15 protein-coding genes, 1 tRNA gene and 1 pseudogene are annotated in these 15,175 nt (G+C 64.1%); 10 read left to right on the top strand and 7 right to left on the bottom strand.

What is annotated here, in order from left to right:
• The first annotated feature begins 29 nt into the window (after positions 1-29).
• The 7 genes from H5J25_RS12255 (at position 30) to H5J25_RS12225 (ending at position 6,305) form a co-directional block, all read left to right on the top strand.
• Positions 30-1,166, top strand: coding sequence for a glycosyltransferase family 4 protein (locus H5J25_RS12255; protein ID WP_202096348.1), 1,137 nt, complete (start codon positions 30-32; stop codon positions 1,164-1,166).
• Between the two features lie 66 nt (positions 1,167-1,232).
• Positions 1,233-2,636: an NAD(P)H-dependent flavin oxidoreductase gene (locus H5J25_RS12250; RefSeq protein WP_202091392.1), complete on the top strand. Its 1,404-nt coding sequence runs from the start codon at positions 1,233-1,235 to the stop codon at positions 2,634-2,636.
• Between the two features lie 82 nt (positions 2,637-2,718).
• On the top strand, positions 2,719-3,255 hold the full coding sequence (locus H5J25_RS12245; protein WP_202091384.1) for a superoxide dismutase family protein: 537 nt from the start codon (positions 2,719-2,721) through the stop codon (positions 3,253-3,255).
• Positions 3,256-3,461: 206 nt separating this feature from the next.
• Positions 3,462-4,199 carry a Bax inhibitor-1/YccA family protein gene (locus H5J25_RS12240; RefSeq protein WP_202091382.1) on the top strand — a complete coding sequence of 246 codons (738 nt, stop codon included), beginning with the start codon at positions 3,462-3,464 and terminating at the stop codon, positions 4,197-4,199.
• Between the two features lie 127 nt (positions 4,200-4,326).
• A complete protein-coding gene (locus tag H5J25_RS12235; protein WP_202091380.1) occupies positions 4,327-5,106 on the top strand; it encodes a transglutaminase-like domain-containing protein in 780 nt (259 codons plus the stop codon).
• An 88-nt stretch (positions 5,107-5,194) separates the two neighbouring features.
• Entirely contained in the window at positions 5,195-5,485 is a 291-nt protein-coding gene (locus H5J25_RS12230) for a hypothetical protein (RefSeq protein WP_202091378.1), read from the top strand.
• 280 nt (positions 5,486-5,765) lie between these two features.
• Positions 5,766-6,305 carry a hypothetical protein gene (locus tag H5J25_RS12225; RefSeq protein ID WP_404829534.1) on the top strand — a complete coding sequence of 180 codons (540 nt, stop codon included), beginning with the start codon at positions 5,766-5,768 and terminating at the stop codon, positions 6,303-6,305.
• A gap of 39 nt (positions 6,306-6,344) precedes the next feature.
• On the opposite strand, the pseudogene H5J25_RS12220 reads toward H5J25_RS12225, so the two are convergent.
• From H5J25_RS12220 to H5J25_RS12205, 4 genes and pseudogenes are all read right to left on the bottom strand, one after another.
• Positions 6,345-7,074 (bottom strand): annotated as a pseudogene (locus tag H5J25_RS12220) (extensin-like domain-containing protein).
• On the bottom strand, positions 7,074-7,832 hold the full coding sequence (locus H5J25_RS12215; RefSeq protein ID WP_202091374.1) for an NUDIX hydrolase: 759 nt from the start codon (positions 7,830-7,832) through the stop codon (positions 7,074-7,076). Before H5J25_RS12215 ends, H5J25_RS12220 begins: the two are co-directional and overlap by 1 nt.
• Positions 7,829-9,109 (bottom strand): chymotrypsin family serine protease, encoded by a 1,281-nt coding sequence (locus H5J25_RS12210; protein WP_202091372.1) that lies wholly within the window; start codon positions 9,107-9,109, stop codon positions 7,829-7,831. The genes H5J25_RS12215 and H5J25_RS12210 overlap by 4 nt, the downstream gene beginning before the upstream one ends.
• 109 nt (positions 9,110-9,218) lie before the next feature.
• A tRNA-Ala gene (locus H5J25_RS12205) sits at positions 9,219-9,294 on the bottom strand.
• A gap of 233 nt (positions 9,295-9,527) precedes the next feature.
• Between H5J25_RS12205 and H5J25_RS12200 the strand changes: the two genes are divergently transcribed.
• Positions 9,528-10,787: a DUF2171 domain-containing protein gene (locus H5J25_RS12200; RefSeq protein WP_225883092.1), complete on the top strand. Its 1,260-nt coding sequence runs from the start codon at positions 9,528-9,530 to the stop codon at positions 10,785-10,787.
• A 178-nt stretch (positions 10,788-10,965) separates the two neighbouring features.
• Here H5J25_RS12200 and H5J25_RS12195 read toward each other — a convergent pair whose 3' ends face one another.
• Together H5J25_RS12195 and H5J25_RS12190 are read right to left on the bottom strand one after the other, a co-directional pair.
• Complete coding sequence (locus H5J25_RS12195) at positions 10,966-11,253, bottom strand: hypothetical protein (RefSeq protein WP_202091370.1); 288 nt, start codon at positions 11,251-11,253, stop codon at positions 10,966-10,968.
• 105 nt (positions 11,254-11,358) lie between these two features.
• A complete protein-coding gene (locus H5J25_RS12190; protein ID WP_202091369.1) occupies positions 11,359-11,838 on the bottom strand; it encodes a peroxiredoxin in 480 nt (159 codons plus the stop codon).
• Positions 11,839-11,956: 118 nt separating this feature from the next.
• On the opposite strand from H5J25_RS12190, the gene H5J25_RS12185 reads away from it, so the two are divergent.
• Positions 11,957-12,517 carry a YqgE/AlgH family protein gene (locus H5J25_RS12185; RefSeq protein WP_202096346.1) on the top strand — a complete coding sequence of 187 codons (561 nt, stop codon included), beginning with the start codon at positions 11,957-11,959 and terminating at the stop codon, positions 12,515-12,517.
• Here the strand turns inward: H5J25_RS12185 and H5J25_RS12180 are convergent.
• Positions 12,514-13,518, bottom strand: a complete 1,005-nt coding sequence (locus H5J25_RS12180) for a phosphatase PAP2 family protein (protein ID WP_225883091.1) — start codon at positions 13,516-13,518, stop codon at positions 12,514-12,516. The two genes, H5J25_RS12185 and H5J25_RS12180, sit on opposite strands and share 4 nt — an antisense overlap.
• 194 nt (positions 13,519-13,712) lie before the next feature.
• Here H5J25_RS12180 and ahcY point away from each other — a divergent pair, with 194 nt between their 5' ends.
• Positions 13,713-15,134 (top strand): adenosylhomocysteinase, encoded by a 1,422-nt coding sequence (ahcY, locus tag H5J25_RS12175; protein ID WP_202091367.1) that lies wholly within the window; start codon positions 13,713-13,715, stop codon positions 15,132-15,134.
• Positions 15,135-15,175: the final 41 nt, after the last annotated feature.

Raw genomic sequence — 15,175 nt, 5'->3', positions numbered from 1 at the left:
GCACGTATTTCAGCGCTAATCCACGCCACATGGCCCAGCCCGTCAATATCCTCCACCTGCATTCGACGTTCAACTTGGGCGGCAAGGAAGCGCGCGCCGTCCGGCTGATGAACGCGTTCGGCGATCGCGCCCGGCACACGATCGTATCGGGCATGCCGGACCAGCTGAGCGCACGCGACGCCATCGCTCGCACCACGCGGTACGAGATCGCGCAGGATCCGCCGCCGCTGACCGGGCGCCCGTCCGTCGCGCGGTTCGAGGCCATTGCGCGGTACATGCGGCGGTTCGATCTGGTGCTGACGTACAATTGGGGCGCGATCGACGGCGTGATGGCGAAACGCGTGTTCGGCAAGGACACGCCGCCGCTCGTGCATCACGAGGACGGGTTCAACTCGGACGAAGCCACCGGTCTGAAGCGCGAGCGGAATTACTATCGTCGCTTCGCCTTGTCCGCGGCGCATGCGCTGGCGGTGCCATCGGAGGTGCTGCACCGCATCGCGCTCGACATCTGGAGACAGCCTGACGCGCGCGTTCACCGGATCGTCAACGGCATCGCGACGCAGGCCTATGCCGACAAATGCGATCCGAAGGCGATCCCCGGTTTCCGACGCAAGCCCGGCGAGATCGTCGTCGGCACGCTGGCGGGCCTGCGCGACGTGAAGGACCTGCCGATGCTGGTCCGTGCGGTCGGCGGATGTTCGTCGCGCGTGCGGCTGGTGATCGTCGGCGAGGGGCCGGAGCGCGAACGGATTACCGATACGGCGGAGAATATGGGCATCGCCGACAAGGTGCTGCTGCCCGGCTTCCTGCCCGAACCGCACACATTCGTCGGCCTGTTCGACATCATGGCGATGTCGTCGAAAAGCGAACAGTTCCCGATTTCCGTCATCGAAGGCATGGCCGCCGGTCTGCCGATCGTCGCCCCGGCGGTGGGCGACGTGCCGTACATGGTATCGCCTGAAAATGCGGACTTCATTCCGCGATTGAAGGGGGAAGTGCCGTTGCGCGACGCAATCGAGACGCTTGCGCGCGACGCCACGCTTCGGGCAAGTATCGGGACCGCGAACCGCGCCAAAGCCGTAGCGGAATATGACGAGGGAATCATGATCGCACGCTATGCGAAGCTGTACGAAGCTGCGATGGGGCGGCCCGATTGCCTTGTTTGAGTCGTAATTCGCTCGCGCGCAGGCATCCTTTGGCTATATCGAACGTATGTTAATCCGGAGAATTTGGTGTTCAAAGGTCTGAAGCCCATCGTCTATAACGGCCGCGAAGTCTGGCCGATCGTCGAAGGCGGCAAGGGCGTCGCCGCGACCAATCACGCCTCGGCCGGGGCGTGGGCGGCGGCGGGCGGGATCGGCACCGTATCGGCGGTCAATGCCGACAGCTACGATCCCGAAGGCAAGATCATCCCGCAGGTCTACAAGGCACTGACGCGCCGGGAACGGCATGAAGAACTGATCGACTATGCCATCGAAGGCGCGGTGCAGCAGGTCGAGAAAGCGTATGAGATTTCCGACGGCAAGGGCGCCGTCAACATCAACGTTTTGTGGGAAATGGGCGGTGCGCAGCGCATCCTGCATGGCGTGCTGGAGCGCACCAAGGGCAAGGTTGCGGGCGTCACCTGTGGCGCGGGCATGCCGTACAAGCTGAGCGAGATCGCCGCCTCCTACAACGTCACCTATCTGCCGATCGTCAGCTCCGGCCGTGCGTTCCGCGCATTGTGGAAGCGGGCCTATTCGAAGGCGGCCGAGTATCTGTCCGCCGTGGTCTACGAGGATCCGTGGCTCGCCGGCGGGCATAACGGCCTGTCCAACGCCGAAGACCCGTTGAAGCCGCAGGATCCCTATCCGCGCGTGAAGGAATTGCGCGACGTCATGCGCGAGGGCGGCATTTCCGACGACGTTCCGATCGTGATGGCGGGCGGCGTATGGTTCCTGCGCGACTGGGACAATTGGATCGACAATCCGGAACTGGGCGCGATCGCATTCCAGTTCGGCACGCGTCCGTTGCTGACGCAGGAGAGCCCGATCCCCGAGGGGTGGAAGAGCAAGCTGATGAACATCGAGCCGGGCGAGGTGCTGCTGCATCGCTTCAGCCCGACCGGTTTCTATTCGAGCGCGGTCAAGAACCCGTTCCTCCGCCAGTTGGAGGCCCGCTCCGAACGCCAGATCGCATTCTCGACGCAGGAAGCCGGCGACCATGTCTTCCAGCTGGACGTGGGCGTGAAGGGCAAGAACTTCTGGGTCACGCGCAACGATCTGCTGCGCGCGCGCCAATGGTTCGGCGAAGGGCATACCGATGCGCTGAAGACGCCGGACAACACGCTCGTCTTCGTTTCGCCGGAGGAGAAGGGCGTGATCCGCAAGGATCAGGCGGATTGCATGGGTTGCCTCAGCCAGTGTGCCTTCTCATCCTGGGCCGATAGCGAGACGAACTCGACCGGGCGCCTCGCCGATCCGCGCAGTTTCTGCATCCAGAAGACGTTGCAGGATATCGCGCATGGTGGGCCGACCGACGAGAATCTGATGTTCGCGGGTCATGGGGCGTATAATTTCAAGAAGGATCCGTTCTATTCGAACGGGTTCGTGCCGACCGTGAAGCAGTTGGTGGATCGGATCCTGACCGGCGACTGATCCCGCACCTGGGCGGAGGTTCGGTGGAACCCGCGCACCGCTACGAATGTTCGCCAACCGATACAGATCAGGGAGATTGAGCATGCGTACGATATTGATCGCAGGGGCGGCGTTGACGACATTGGCACTCTCCGCGTGCGACAAGAGCGACATGGCGGTCGGCGCACCCGTTGCGGGCGGTGCGCGGGCGAGTGCGATGCTGCGGACCGCGACCGGCGCGGACGTCGGCACGGCGACCGCCAGCGAGGTTGCGGGCGGGCTGCGCTTCACCGTCGATGTGAAGAACATGCCCGCCGGGACGCATGGCGCGCATGTCCACACGACCGGTCGGTGCGATGCACCGGACTTCGCGACGGCGGGGCCGCACTGGAATCCGACATCGATGAAGCACGGATCGATGAACCCGCAGGGGCCGCATGAGGGCGATCTTCCGAACTTGATCATCGGGACGGACGGCCGCGGGACGATCGGCATCACGGTGCCGGGCGCGACGATGGCCGGATTGCTCGACGCCGATGGCGGGGCGATGGTGGTGCATGCCGGGCCGGACGATCTGATGACCGATCCTTCCGGCAATAGCGGTGGCCGGATCGCTTGCGGTGTGTTCACCGCGGCCTGAGCGCCTGCTGGCCTGTCGAACTCAGTCGCGGGGGAAATCGCCAATAGGTGACGGCGGTTACGGCGGCGTACGTTCGCGCCAAGTGACCGCCGGAATGTAACGAAATGTTGCTTCCGCCATTTCACCCCAATTCGCTTGAAAACTGCCGTCCTCAGGCCGATATTCCACGTATCCGGCATAGAGCCGGGCAAAGGAGTTACTTCGCAATGGCTAACTGGTCTGACCCACGGTCGAATGGCGCGACCTTCGCGACATCGACGGGTGCGCGTACGGAAGCGTACGACGCGGGCCTCCGGTCCTATATGCTGTCGGTCTACAATTACATGACGTCGGGCATCCTGCTGACGGGCATCGTCGCGTTGCTGTTCGCGACGTCCGGCTATGCCGAGCAGGTGTTCTTCAGCGGCGGTCTGCTGAAATACGTCATCATGCTGGCGCCTTTGGGCTTCGTATTAGGCATGAGCTTCGGCCAGGGCCGCATGTCGTTCGGTACGCTCCAGGCGATGTTCTGGGGCTTCGCGGTGGCGATGGGTCTGTCGCTGTCCACGGTGTTCCTGCAGTATAGCGGTACATCGGTCGCGCAGGCGTTCTTCGCGACGGCTGCGGCATTCGGTGCTCTGTCGCTCTACGGCTACACCACGAAGCGTGATCTGTCGGCCATCGGTACGTTCCTGATCATGGGTCTGGTCGGCCTGATCGTCGCCAGCCTGCTGAACCTCTGGTTCCAGTCGGGCGTGATGGCACTGGTGATCAGCATCGTCGGCGTGGTCCTGTTCGCAGGCCTCACCGCCTATGACACGCAGCGCACGAAGAGCATGTACGCCCATGTCGCCGGCACGGCCGACGAAGGACGCACGGTCATCATGTCGGCGCTGTCGCTGTACCTCGACTTCATCAACATGTTCCTGTTCATCCTGCGCATCTTCGGTTCCAGCCGGAACTAAGTCGCAGTACAGGTCTTATGGCGAAGGCCCGGCAGGGAGACCTGCCGGGCCTTTTCTTTTGCCCGCGGCCGGAGCCGGTGCGCGGTCTCTCCGTCTCCGTTACCATCTCAAATCCTGAGGAATACCCATGCGCCTGTCGATCGACGTGACGCTCGACTATAATATCGACGACAGCGCCGAGATCCTGTTGCAGGTCGAGGCTGCGGCGATGGTCGACCAGCATCTGGAACACCAGGACATGCGCGTCTTTTCGGCCGACCCGATCCGCGCGGTGCCTGGCGAGGATGCGATCGGGCAGCGGACCTGGGCGCGCGGCACCGGGCATTTCCGCGTCGAATACAACGCGATCGTCGCGATCGACCGCGCGTCGATCGACTTTGCGGAACTGCCCGCGACGCCGTTGTGGCAATTGCCTGGCGACGCGGTGCCGTATCTGATGCCCAGCCGTTACTGCGAATCCGACCGGTTCGAGGGCTTCGTGCACGCCGAATTCGGTGACCTGACTGGCGGCGCGCTCGCGGCCGCGATCGGGAAATGGGTGCAGGGGAACCTGACGTACAAATCGGGCTCCAGCGCGGGCGAGACGACCGCGCTGCGTACCTTTGCCGACCGGCGCGGCGTCTGCCGGGATTACGCGCATCTCGTCGTCGCGCTTGCCCGCGCCGGGGGCATTCCCGCCCGCTGCGTCGCCGCCTACGCGCCCGGCGTCGATCCGCCCGATTTCCACGCGGTGGCGGAAGTCTGGCTGGACGGCGGCTGGCATCTGATCGATGCGACCGGGATGGCGGCCTGTGGCGACCTTGCGCGCGTCGCGGTCGGTCGCGATGCTACCGACATCGCCTTCATGACGGTCTTCGGCACCGCATGGATGAACCATCAGAAAGTCGTTGTTAAACGGCTGGATTGATCCGGATCAGTCCTTGGACCGGCCGACGCGCGGAACGCCTTGGGTACGGCTTCGTTCTACTAGCGGAACAGCCTTGAGAGGATTGGCGATGACGAACAGTATCGACGAAAGGGCGCTGGACAGCCTGTCGGTTGCACCGAGCGAGGACGACGCCAAGGGCGGGCGGGATCCGCGTCAGGATGCCGGCCAGGACAAGTCGATCGCCGAGCGGCTGGAGCGTGATCCGGAAAACAGCGAGGCGCGGCTGGATGCCGGGCTGGACGAGTCGATGGATGCATCGGACCCGCCATCCGCGACCCAGCCGATCCATAACACCAAGCCAGCCGAGTCGTCAGGCTATGACGCAGACGCCGAGGCCGCGCTGAAGGCGGATCGCTGAAACGATCCTGTTACTCGATCGAAGATGGCCCGTCCCCGGCAGGGGGCGGGCCTTTTTGATGTCCATAAGCAAAAGCGCTTGGCCCAGATACCCGGTCTATCGTTTGCCCGATCCCCTCCATTCGTCGCAACCCGTGTTGCACTGCACAACATTCTGTGATGCCTTGCCATTACCGGCCCGAAAACGCGTTAAGGAATGCGTTAACCAACATGGCGCATGATCGGTACGGTAGAGACTCGGTTCCACGATAGCGGGGTGGGGTGACGATATGGCTTCCAGAATGAAACAGGCCAACGGGGCGATGTCCCTGGCGGAAATGAAGGAATTTGCGAGCTTTCCGGCGGCAACGCAGCGCTACGTGCGGCGTTCGCTGGACATCGGGCTGGACCGTGACGATGCGATGACGCGTTGGTCGCGCGATGTTGTCGAGGCGGCGAGCATCCGCGCGCAGGCCCGGCTCTACACACGCCTTCCCGACATTCGCGCAACGGTGCCCGACGATAGCGGGCTGGACTCGGTCGAGCCGTTCCTGGCCCCGTTGATGACGGTTACCGCCTTCGATCTGGGGCAGGGGCGGCTGACGACCTTTTCCGCCTATCGCTTCCTCTACGAACGGTTGATCGGCGCGGACGTCCGTCCGTGGTTGCCGGCGGCATTCTGCTCGTCGGCGGCGCTGCCGCATCTCCATCCCGATCTGCGCCGCAAGTTGCTGCAGTCGATCAGCGAAGCCGCGGCGACCGCATCCGGCTGGTCGAACCGAGCACCGGCATTCTTTCCCAAATGGGTCGAAAAGGTCGACGCGACCGCGCTGCCGCACTGATCGGACGGGCGGGCAACGGATGATCGCGTGGGGGCGCGATCATCGGCATGCCCGCCAGCCCATCTGGCCACGTTCCGCCTGATCGAGATGCAGGTGATCGCGGTGCGCGGCATTGTATTCGGGGCTAAGCACGGTGGCATACAGGTCGCATGCGCCATTGCGCACCGTGCGCAGGAACGTGCCCTTGTCGCCACTATCCTTCCAGTCGGCGATAATGCTCACCCGCGTTCCATCTTCCAGCCGAAACCCGGCCACATCGATCGCGTCGGCGGTGGCGTGTTCGCTGAAATCGCCTTGCGTCCGGCCATACATGCGTCGGCAGTTATAGCTGCCCAGATGCTCGATCGCGACCACGCGCTGCCCGAAATATCGTCGCGCCGCCGGTTGCACGACTTCCCATTCCCACACCGAAATCGCCGCCGCGACCGGGCATGCCATGCCGAGATTGGCGGGCGACAACGCTAATCGCCGTGCGCCGCCAGCAGTCAGCCGAACCCCATCGGCATAGCCGCACTGGCCCGAACTGACGCGCGGCAGGACGGTATAATTCACCCCAGCGCGATCGAGCAGCCTGCGGCATTTCGGGGAAATCCTGCGTCAGCCCAATCAGCTTCCGCCCGGTGAACATGCCGACGGGTTGCGACAGGTCGAGCGGTGTCCACGGAAGATCCTGCGGCCGGCCGCGCGACAATGCGAACAGCAACACGGCAGCGATCGCGACCGCTGCCAACACCACCACCCAGCCGACGATACGGCGCACGGCGCGCATCAGCCGCGCATCGCGCTCTTCATCGCCTCCGACGTGACCGGATAGCCAAGATCGGTCGGGATACAGAGATGGTCGACGCCATCCCTTTGCTCGACCCACGGGGTGACCGCACGGATGTCGTGCCGCCTTGCGTCCGCCACCGCCTCGTCGAAGTCGCCGAACCGTGCCAACCGTTCGAGGTTGCGCCGCGTCGGGAAGATGATGTGCGCTTCGCCCGCATCCGCCGCGTCGAGTATCCCCTGCGCAGACGACCAGGTCAGCCGCACATTCTCCGTCGCATCGACCTCCGCTTCCGGTGCGTCGACCGGCAGGCGGGCGAGGTAGAACAGCGTGTCGAAGATCCGCATATGCGCATGCGCCGGCAGCCAGCGCGCGAACGGGACCAGCGCGTAGAGGTCGAGCCCCAGACCGTGCGCCGCGAGCGCTTCACCGAAGGACGACCCGGCGTGCAGCGCGGAGCGCACCGCCGCAAGCGTTGCCGCATCCGGTACGGGTGTCAGCCCGATGGGCAGGCCGACCTCCTCCAGCGTCTCGCGGATCGCGGCGATCCGCGCGGCGGTATCGTCTCGCGGATCGCCGATCGCCTCCGCCAGCACATAGTCGCCGGGATCGATCCGCCCGCCCGGAAACACCAGAGCGCCGCCCGCAAAGACCATCGCCTTGGCGCGTTCCACCAGCAGCAGATCGGGCGGGCCGTCCGCCCGGTCGCGAAACAGGACGAGGGTAGCGGCTGGGATCGGCGTCTGTGTCTCGGTCATCGGCTGGATGTAGGGGGCGCGACCGTCGGTGGATAGGTGCCGTCCGCCGCCGCATGCAGCACGGACCAGCCGACCGGCAAATAATCGACCGACATGTAGAAGTAGAAGGCGCACGATCCGTCCCCGCGATAACTGCCGCCTTTCAGGATGCCGAATGCGGTCGTCCCGCTGAACACCGGAGATCCGCTGTCCCCGCCCTTGCACGTCGGGCCGGACACGGTGACCCAGGTCGGCAGGCACGCCCCGCCGCAGATATCGCCCGCAGGCGCGAAATCGGTCAGTTCGACCAAGGCGCAGCTATAGCCCGTCCGCTCGCCCCGGTGGCAGACGAAGTCGCCCGCGCGCGTCGCTGCGCGTGTCCGCTGGCCGGTGATCGGGCGCAGCCGGGTCTTGGCGGTGTCCGTATAGATGGCCGGGGGCAGGGGGGCGGTGCTGCCGTGGATCTGCACGTCGCGATATCCCCAGCCCCATTGCCCGACGAAATCCAGCGGCACGACGTCGCGGTTCGTGTCGCGAAAGTTCATCCCGTCGAGGCAATGCGCGGCGGTGGTGATCGCGGTGCGCGTCCCGTCGCCGATCGTGAAACCGGATGTGCAGATATAGCGCTTGCCGTCGACCGGACTGATCCCGTCCATCCGCGCGCCGCCTGCTACCTCCAGATTGCGGTCGGTCTGGTTCAGGATGCGCAACTGCACCGGGACTTCGGCGATCGTTTCCAGTTTCGCCTTCAACGCAGCACCGTCGTCCTGCACCGACGACCGACCGATGATGACGACGAGTTCGCCGGTGCGCGGGTCCAGACCGATTCCTGGAGGACGGGGCAGGGCGGCGCGGATATCCCGCTGATGCCAGGTCATCGCCCACACCACCCGGTCCCGCGTCGCCCGTGCGCCCGTCTGGAACACGACCGGAACGGTAAGGTCCCCCGCCTTGAAGCGCCGCTCCCGAACCGGCTCGTCACCCGTCAGGTGTACGACGATGCGGTAATCCGGAACATGATCGATCGCGATCCCGGCCAGCCGGTCGCGATACTGGTCGGCAATCTTCTCGGTTACCTGCACGCTCGATTGCTGCGCCACCAACCGCTGGATCGCCACTGCGACCGGCACGGAAAACTGTTTGGCATACTCCACCGCATCCTGCGCGACGGCATCGGCGGGGGTTTCGAGCGTGACCGTCGGCCTCGCCACCGTTGTCGCCGCGGGACCCTGCGCGGCGCCAACTACCGGCGCACCGAGACACGCCAGGATTGCCAATGCTCCAAAATTGCTACGCACGGGCGACGATTAGCACCGCGGCCGATAGGGGGCGAGCGTGAAGGCGGGGTAACCCGACCAGCGGAGCACCCCGTCCGGCGAACGGCGGCGATTTCGGTACCCGAAAGCCTGGTGGAGCTGAGGGGAATCGAACCCCTGACCTCTGCAGTGCGATTGCAGCGCTCTCCCATCTGAGCTACAGCCCCGCTCCGGACTTCGCGCGTTTTATCCCGCCTCTTTGGGCGATGCAACGGCTCTCCGGTATCTCCGATACGGGTTCCCGATGATCGCTTGCGGCCAAGCGCCGCGATCAAGCGACGACGCACGACGTCTGGCCGAAATGGCCGGAACATACTGCACGGGAATGATTTGTATCAGCGACGAGCGGGCAGCGCGACGACTGCCGGCCGCCGCAGGAGCGCAATCAGGAGACTCTATCATGGGCTATGAACGCAACGACAATGCCGGTTCGCAAGGCGAGTATTTCGGCGCACGCGAGCCGTGGGACACCGATCACATGGGCCATCGGCAGACCAACGGCAATTACTCCAGCGCGGAGGATTATGCCGCGGCAGGGCAGTATGGCGGCGGCGGTCAGCAGGGCGATCGCGGCGGATATGGTCGCGGATCCTATGGCGGCGGATCCTATAGTGGCGGACGGGGCGGATCGGGCCGCGACGATTACGGTCACAACGATCGCGGACAAAGCCAAGGCGGATATGGCCGCGAGAGCTATGGCCAAGGCTCCGGGCAGGGCCGTTCCGGCGGCAGCGATTACGGTCGCGGCGAATATGGCAACGCCCGTTACGGCCAGCGCGAGCAGCAGAATGCCGGGCGCAATTTCCAGAACCGCTCTGGTGGCTCGTCGCAGCCTTATTATGGCAGCTATGCGCATGACGGGCATCGTTTCACCGACGAAGGCGGCAACGACCGCGGCGACCGCAGCACCTATTACCGGCCCGATCGCAATTACGGCCCGTCGCAGCAACAGGGTCGCGGATCGCAGGGCTATGGCCGCCAGCCGCAGGGTTACGACTATGAGGATCGCGGCTTCTTCGCACGCGCGGGTGACGAGGTCCGCTCCTGGTTCGGCGATGACGAGGCGGAACGCCGCCGCGACATGGACGCGCGCTATGACGAGCGTCAGTACGGCCAGTCGAACTATGGACAGTCCGGCCGGGCGAACCACGACGACGACTATCATCACTGGCGCAAGGGCCAGATTGATGCGCTGGACCGCGACTATCACGAGTATCGCCAGGAAAATCGAGACCGGTTCTCGAACGAATTCAACACGTTCCGTAGCGAGCGCCAGACGCAGCGCGGATCGTTGTCGAAGGTGACGGAGCATATGGAAGTCGTCGGTTCGGACGGCGAGCATATCGGCACGGTCGACAAGGTGCGCGGCGATCGCATCCTGCTGACCAAGAACGATGCCGATGCCGGCGGCCGTCACCACTCGATCCCGTCGCGCTGGATCGACAGCGTCGACGACAAGGTCAAGGTCCGCAAGACCGCCGAGGAAGCCAAGTCGCATTGGCGCGACGAGGAAAACAACCAGGCGTTCTTCGGCGATAACCAGCGCTCTGGGCAGTCCGGTAGTCAGTCGGGCGAGCAGGGTCGTCAGCAGTCGGGTGAAGGCTCGGACGACAAGTCGGGCGCGCACATCCTGAACCGGAGCTTCTCGGGCACCTATTGAGGGTCGATCCGATTGGCGGGAAAGGGCCTCCTCCGGTAACGGAGGGGGCCTTTTTTATCGCGTGTTGCGGCAGGCGGCGTGTCAGGCACGGTGAAGCGCCTCGAGATCGGGACATATAAAAGGGCATCCCGACCTTTGCCGGGATGCCCTTAATCGATGGCCTGTTCTCAGGCGGAGATTACGACTTCTTTTTCGCCGTCGTCTTGTTGGGCGTACCATCCTCGGCGAACAGCTTGCTGACCCCGAATGCGGCACCTGCCACGGCGGCGGCTGCACCGGCGGCGATCGCTGCTGCGGCGGCGGGATTGTCCTTCGCTGCGGCAACGGTGTTTTCGATCGCAGCGGTCACGGCTTCCTGCGCCTGCTCGAAGAACGACTTGTCGATCCCGAGGCCCTTTGCGGCGCCGGATGCGGCCTGCTTCACGTCGTCGGCCAGGGTATCGGTATTGGTGCGGGCGTCGGTCATCGGAAATGCTCCTTATGGCAAGTTGGTCTCGTTACGAAAACGCAACACTCGGCCCGCCGTTCCGTAACTGCGCCATATTCGGGCGCAGGCACGGAGCGATTTGGCTTACAGACCGCCGAGCATGTGTTCCGCGGACGATACGTTGAATTCGCCGGGGGCCTCGACGTTCAACTGTTCGACCACGCCATCATTGACGATCATCGAGTAACGCTGGCTGCGCTCGCCCATTCCGAATTGCGATCCGTCGAAGCTCAGGCCCACCGCCTTCGCGAATTCGGCATTGCCGTCCGCCAGCATCGTGATGTCGCCGGCATCGCTCGCCTTGCCCCATGCGCCCATGACGAACGGATCGTTGACCGACGTGAAGGCGATCTCGTCCACGCCCTTCGCCTTGATCTCGCTCGCCTTGTCGACGAAGCCGGGCAGGTGGCGGGCGGAGCAGGTCGGCGTGAATGCGCCGGGAACCGCGACCAAAGCGACCTTGCGGCCCTTGAAGAATTCGTCGGAGCTGACCTGATCGGGGCCGTTTTCGGTAACCTTGGTGATCGTGGTGGACGGAATACGGTCGCCGACGCTGATGGTCATGGGAATGCTCTCCTGTTCGCCGCAGCAGGGCTTGTGCGGCGTCGCGCTCCATCTCGTACGCGGCTGCACTGATTTCAAGCATGGTATGCCGGGGCGGGGGCAGCTAAGTCTGTCCATCATGGAAAATGCGCGATTTCTGACCGGCCAGTTTCTGCTCGCAATGCCCGGCATCGGCGATCCGCGCTTCGATCGCGCGGCGATCGCGATCTGCGCGCACGATGCGAACGGCGCGGTCGGCATCGGGCTGGGCGACGTGATCGAGGGGCTGGGGCTGCACACTCTACTCGAACAGTTCAAGATCGATCCCGGCAAGGCGCCCGACGCTCCCGTCCATCTTGGCGGTCCGGTCGAGCCGCGGCGCGGGTTCGTCATTCACTCGACCGACTGGGGCGGGCAGGACACGATCGACGTCGCCGGGCGCTGGTCGCTGTCCGGAACGGTCGACGTATTGCGCGCCATAGCCGCAGGGACGGGGCCCGCGCGGTTCGTCGTCGCACTTGGCTATGCCGGATGGGGCGGGGGGCAACTGGACGAGGAACTGACCCGCCACGGTTGGTTCAACGTTCCCGGGGACCTCGGCCTGCTCTACGACACGCCCGCCGCCGAACGCTGGGAACGCGGCTTTGCGGAAGCGGGCATCGACTCCCGTCTGCTCGCGAGCGGGGCTGGCAACGCCTAGCCTGCCGCGGTGCTGCGCGATCGAATGACGATCAGCGCGTAATGCACCACGATCAACGCGACAACCGCGACCCCCATCCCGATCAGGATATCGGCGAGATAATGCGTCCCCTCGACCGGCGTGGACAACAGCATCGCGCCGTTCACCGCCAGCAATGGCCAGCGCAAGCGCGCCACGCGCCACGCGGCAGCGGCATACAGGATCGCGGCGCAGGCGTGGAAGCTTGGCGCCGACACCAGACCGCGCAGATGCCCGAGATCCACGACATGGACGAGGTGCGCGCGCAGTTGCGGGATCAGGTCCGGCTGCCACAACTCGCTTTCGGGCATGTACGTGATGGGGGCGTGCCACAGATAGGAAAACGGCCCGACGGCGGGCATGAACTTGAACAGTATCAGCGTGACGATCGCCGCGAACCAGAAGGTGAAGATGAAGCGGTGCGCCTCCGCCCGTTGCGCCGTGATCGCGTAATATGCAAGCAACACCGCGGGCGTGACGAAGATGCTGCGATAGGCGGCAGTGCCCAGCGCCTGCAACGTCCTGTTGCCCGCGACGGCGCCGTACCACGCGACCCAGTCGAAATGCAGCACCGTGTCGATCGCCTGTAATTTCGCATCGGCGTAACCTTGCGTCAGCGCAGATACGGGATAGCAGGATACTGCGCCCATGAGTGCGATCGCGGTGAAAAGTCCGTAATATTCCGCGCAGTCGGACACGATCCGCGCATGCCGCCAGCCGCTGCCCGGCAGCAACGTCCGCGCGCCGATCGCCAGCGCACCGGCGATGTAGAAGGAAATCATGCTGCTCGCCCGGGGATCGACGGTCAGTCCGGCGTGCCGCATCATCAGCACCAATGCGGCGAACGTCGCGAACAGCCCGGATGCGATCCAGACGGGCGCGATGCCGCGATTGATCCTGTCGGCGATAGCGGCTGCGTCCGGGAGGAATATGGCAGTGCTATTCAGTCGATCCAAAGACGTACCGCCAAGCGGTGAAGACATGCGTTATACCTTAATCCTGCCGCATCGCCGGACCCGGCGGGCCATAAGCGATTGCGCACCGGAGGTCGATGCTACCAACTCGTTACGATCGCGTTGCGGCTTTGCTGCAACATATAAAGACATCTTTATATTTGATCAGCGCGCCATCCGGGGCTATGAGCGCAGCAACTTCACAACCTTCCGGAGACTTCCCCGTGGCCACCGTCCTTGACGCCAAGAAGAACGACTATGTCGTTGCCGATATCTCGCTTGCCGATTTCGGCCGCGCGGAGATCAACATCGCCGAGACCGAAATGCCCGGCCTGATGAGCCTGCGCGAGGAATTCGGCGCGTCGCAGCCGCTGAAGGGCGCACGCATCACCGGATCGCTGCACATGACGATCCAGACCGCGGTGCTGATCGAAACGCTCACCGCACTCGGCGCGGACGTCCGCTGGGCGACCTGCAACATCTTCTCGACGCAGGATCACGCCGCCGCCGCGATCGCCGCGACGGGCGTTCCGGTGTTCGCGATCAAGGGCGAGAGCTTGGCCGATTATTGGGATTATGTCGGCGACATCTTCAACTGGGGCGCCGACACGGACGGCCAGACCGCCAACATCATCCTCGATGATGGCGGCGACGCGACGATGTTCGCGCTGTGGGGTGCGAAGCTCGAAGCCGGCGCGACGCTGGGCGAGCCGGAGAATGACGAAGAGGTCGAATTCCAGCGTGCGCTGAAGGCGTTCATCGCCAAGTATCCGGGCTACCTGACCGAGACGGTCAAGAACCTGAAGGGCGTATCGGAAGAAACGACGACCGGTGTTCACCGCCTGTATGAAATCGCCAAGAAGGGCGAACTGCCGTTCCCGGCGATCAACGTCAACGACAGCGTCACCAAGTCGAAGTTCGACAATTTGTACGGCTGCAAGGAATCGCTGGTAGACGCGATCCGTCGCGCGACCGACGTCATGCTCGCCGGCAAGGTCGCCTGCGTCGCCGGTTTCGGTGACGTCGGCAAGGGTTCGGCCCAGTCGCTTCGCAACGGCGGCGCGCGCGTGATGGTGACCGAAGTCGATCCGATCTGCGCATTGCAGGCGGCTATGGAAGGCTTCGAAGTCGTGACGATGGAAGAGGCCGTGACGCGCGCCGACATCTTCTGCACCGCGACGGGCAATGCCGACGTCATCACTGCCGACCACATGAAGGCGATGAAGCCAATGTCGATCGTCTGCAACATCGGTCACTTCGACAGCGAGATCCAGATCGCCGCTTTGTCGAACTACGACTGGACCGAAGTGAAGCCGGGCACCGACCTGGTGAAGTTCCCCGATGGCAAGCAGATCATCATCCTCGCCAAGGGTCGCCTGGTCAACCTCGGCTGCGCGACCGGCCACCCGTCGTTCGTGATGTCCGCATCCTTCACCAACCAGACGCTTGCGCAGATCGAGCTTTGGACCAAGGGTGAGAATTACAAGAACGAAGTCTATGTCCTGCCAAAGCACCTCGATGAGAAGGTCGCCGCGCTTCACCTTGAAAAGCTTGGCGTAAAGCTGTCGAAGCTGAGCCCGAAACAGGCTGGCTATATCGGCGTTCCGGTGGAAGGTCCGTTCAAGCCCGATCATTACCGTTATTGATCGAACCGACTGTAATCGAACGAAGGGCTGCGGAGCGATCC

Source organism: Sphingomonas aliaeris (genome assembly GCF_016743815.1).
GTDB lineage: Bacteria > Pseudomonadota > Alphaproteobacteria > Sphingomonadales > Sphingomonadaceae > Sphingomonas > Sphingomonas aliaeris.
The sequence above is the reverse complement of the archived record's forward strand: the minus strand, read 5'-3'. Positions and strand labels throughout refer to the sequence as shown.

Bases quoted from the DNA above. Each gene is read 5' to 3' on its own strand.
- H5J25_RS12255 (WP_202096348.1), top strand. From the start codon at position 30: ATGGCCCAGCCCGTCAATATCCTCCACCTGCATTCGACGTTCAACTTG.
- H5J25_RS12245 (WP_202091384.1), top strand. From the start codon at position 2,719: ATGCGTACGATATTGATCGCAGGGGCGGCGTTGACGACATTGGCACTC.
- H5J25_RS12240 (WP_202091382.1), top strand. From the start codon at position 3,462: ATGGCTAACTGGTCTGACCCACGGTCGAATGGCGCGACCTTCGCGACA.
- H5J25_RS12235 (WP_202091380.1), top strand. From the start codon at position 4,327: ATGCGCCTGTCGATCGACGTGACGCTCGACTATAATATCGACGACAGC.
- H5J25_RS12230 (WP_202091378.1), top strand. From the start codon at position 5,195: ATGACGAACAGTATCGACGAAAGGGCGCTGGACAGCCTGTCGGTTGCA.
- H5J25_RS12225 (WP_404829534.1), top strand. From the start codon at position 5,766: ATGAAACAGGCCAACGGGGCGATGTCCCTGGCGGAAATGAAGGAATTT.
- H5J25_RS12215 (WP_202091374.1), bottom strand. From the start codon at position 7,832: ATGACCGAGACACAGACGCCGATCCCAGCCGCTACCCTCGTCCTGTTT.
- H5J25_RS12200 (WP_225883092.1), top strand. From the start codon at position 9,528: ATGGGCTATGAACGCAACGACAATGCCGGTTCGCAAGGCGAGTATTTC.
- H5J25_RS12195 (WP_202091370.1), bottom strand. From the start codon at position 11,253: ATGACCGACGCCCGCACCAATACCGATACCCTGGCCGACGACGTGAAG.
- H5J25_RS12190 (WP_202091369.1), bottom strand. From the start codon at position 11,838: ATGACCATCAGCGTCGGCGACCGTATTCCGTCCACCACGATCACCAAG.
- H5J25_RS12185 (WP_202096346.1), top strand. From the start codon at position 11,957: ATGGAAAATGCGCGATTTCTGACCGGCCAGTTTCTGCTCGCAATGCCC.
- H5J25_RS12180 (WP_225883091.1), bottom strand. From the start codon at position 13,518: ATGTCTTCACCGCTTGGCGGTACGTCTTTGGATCGACTGAATAGCACT.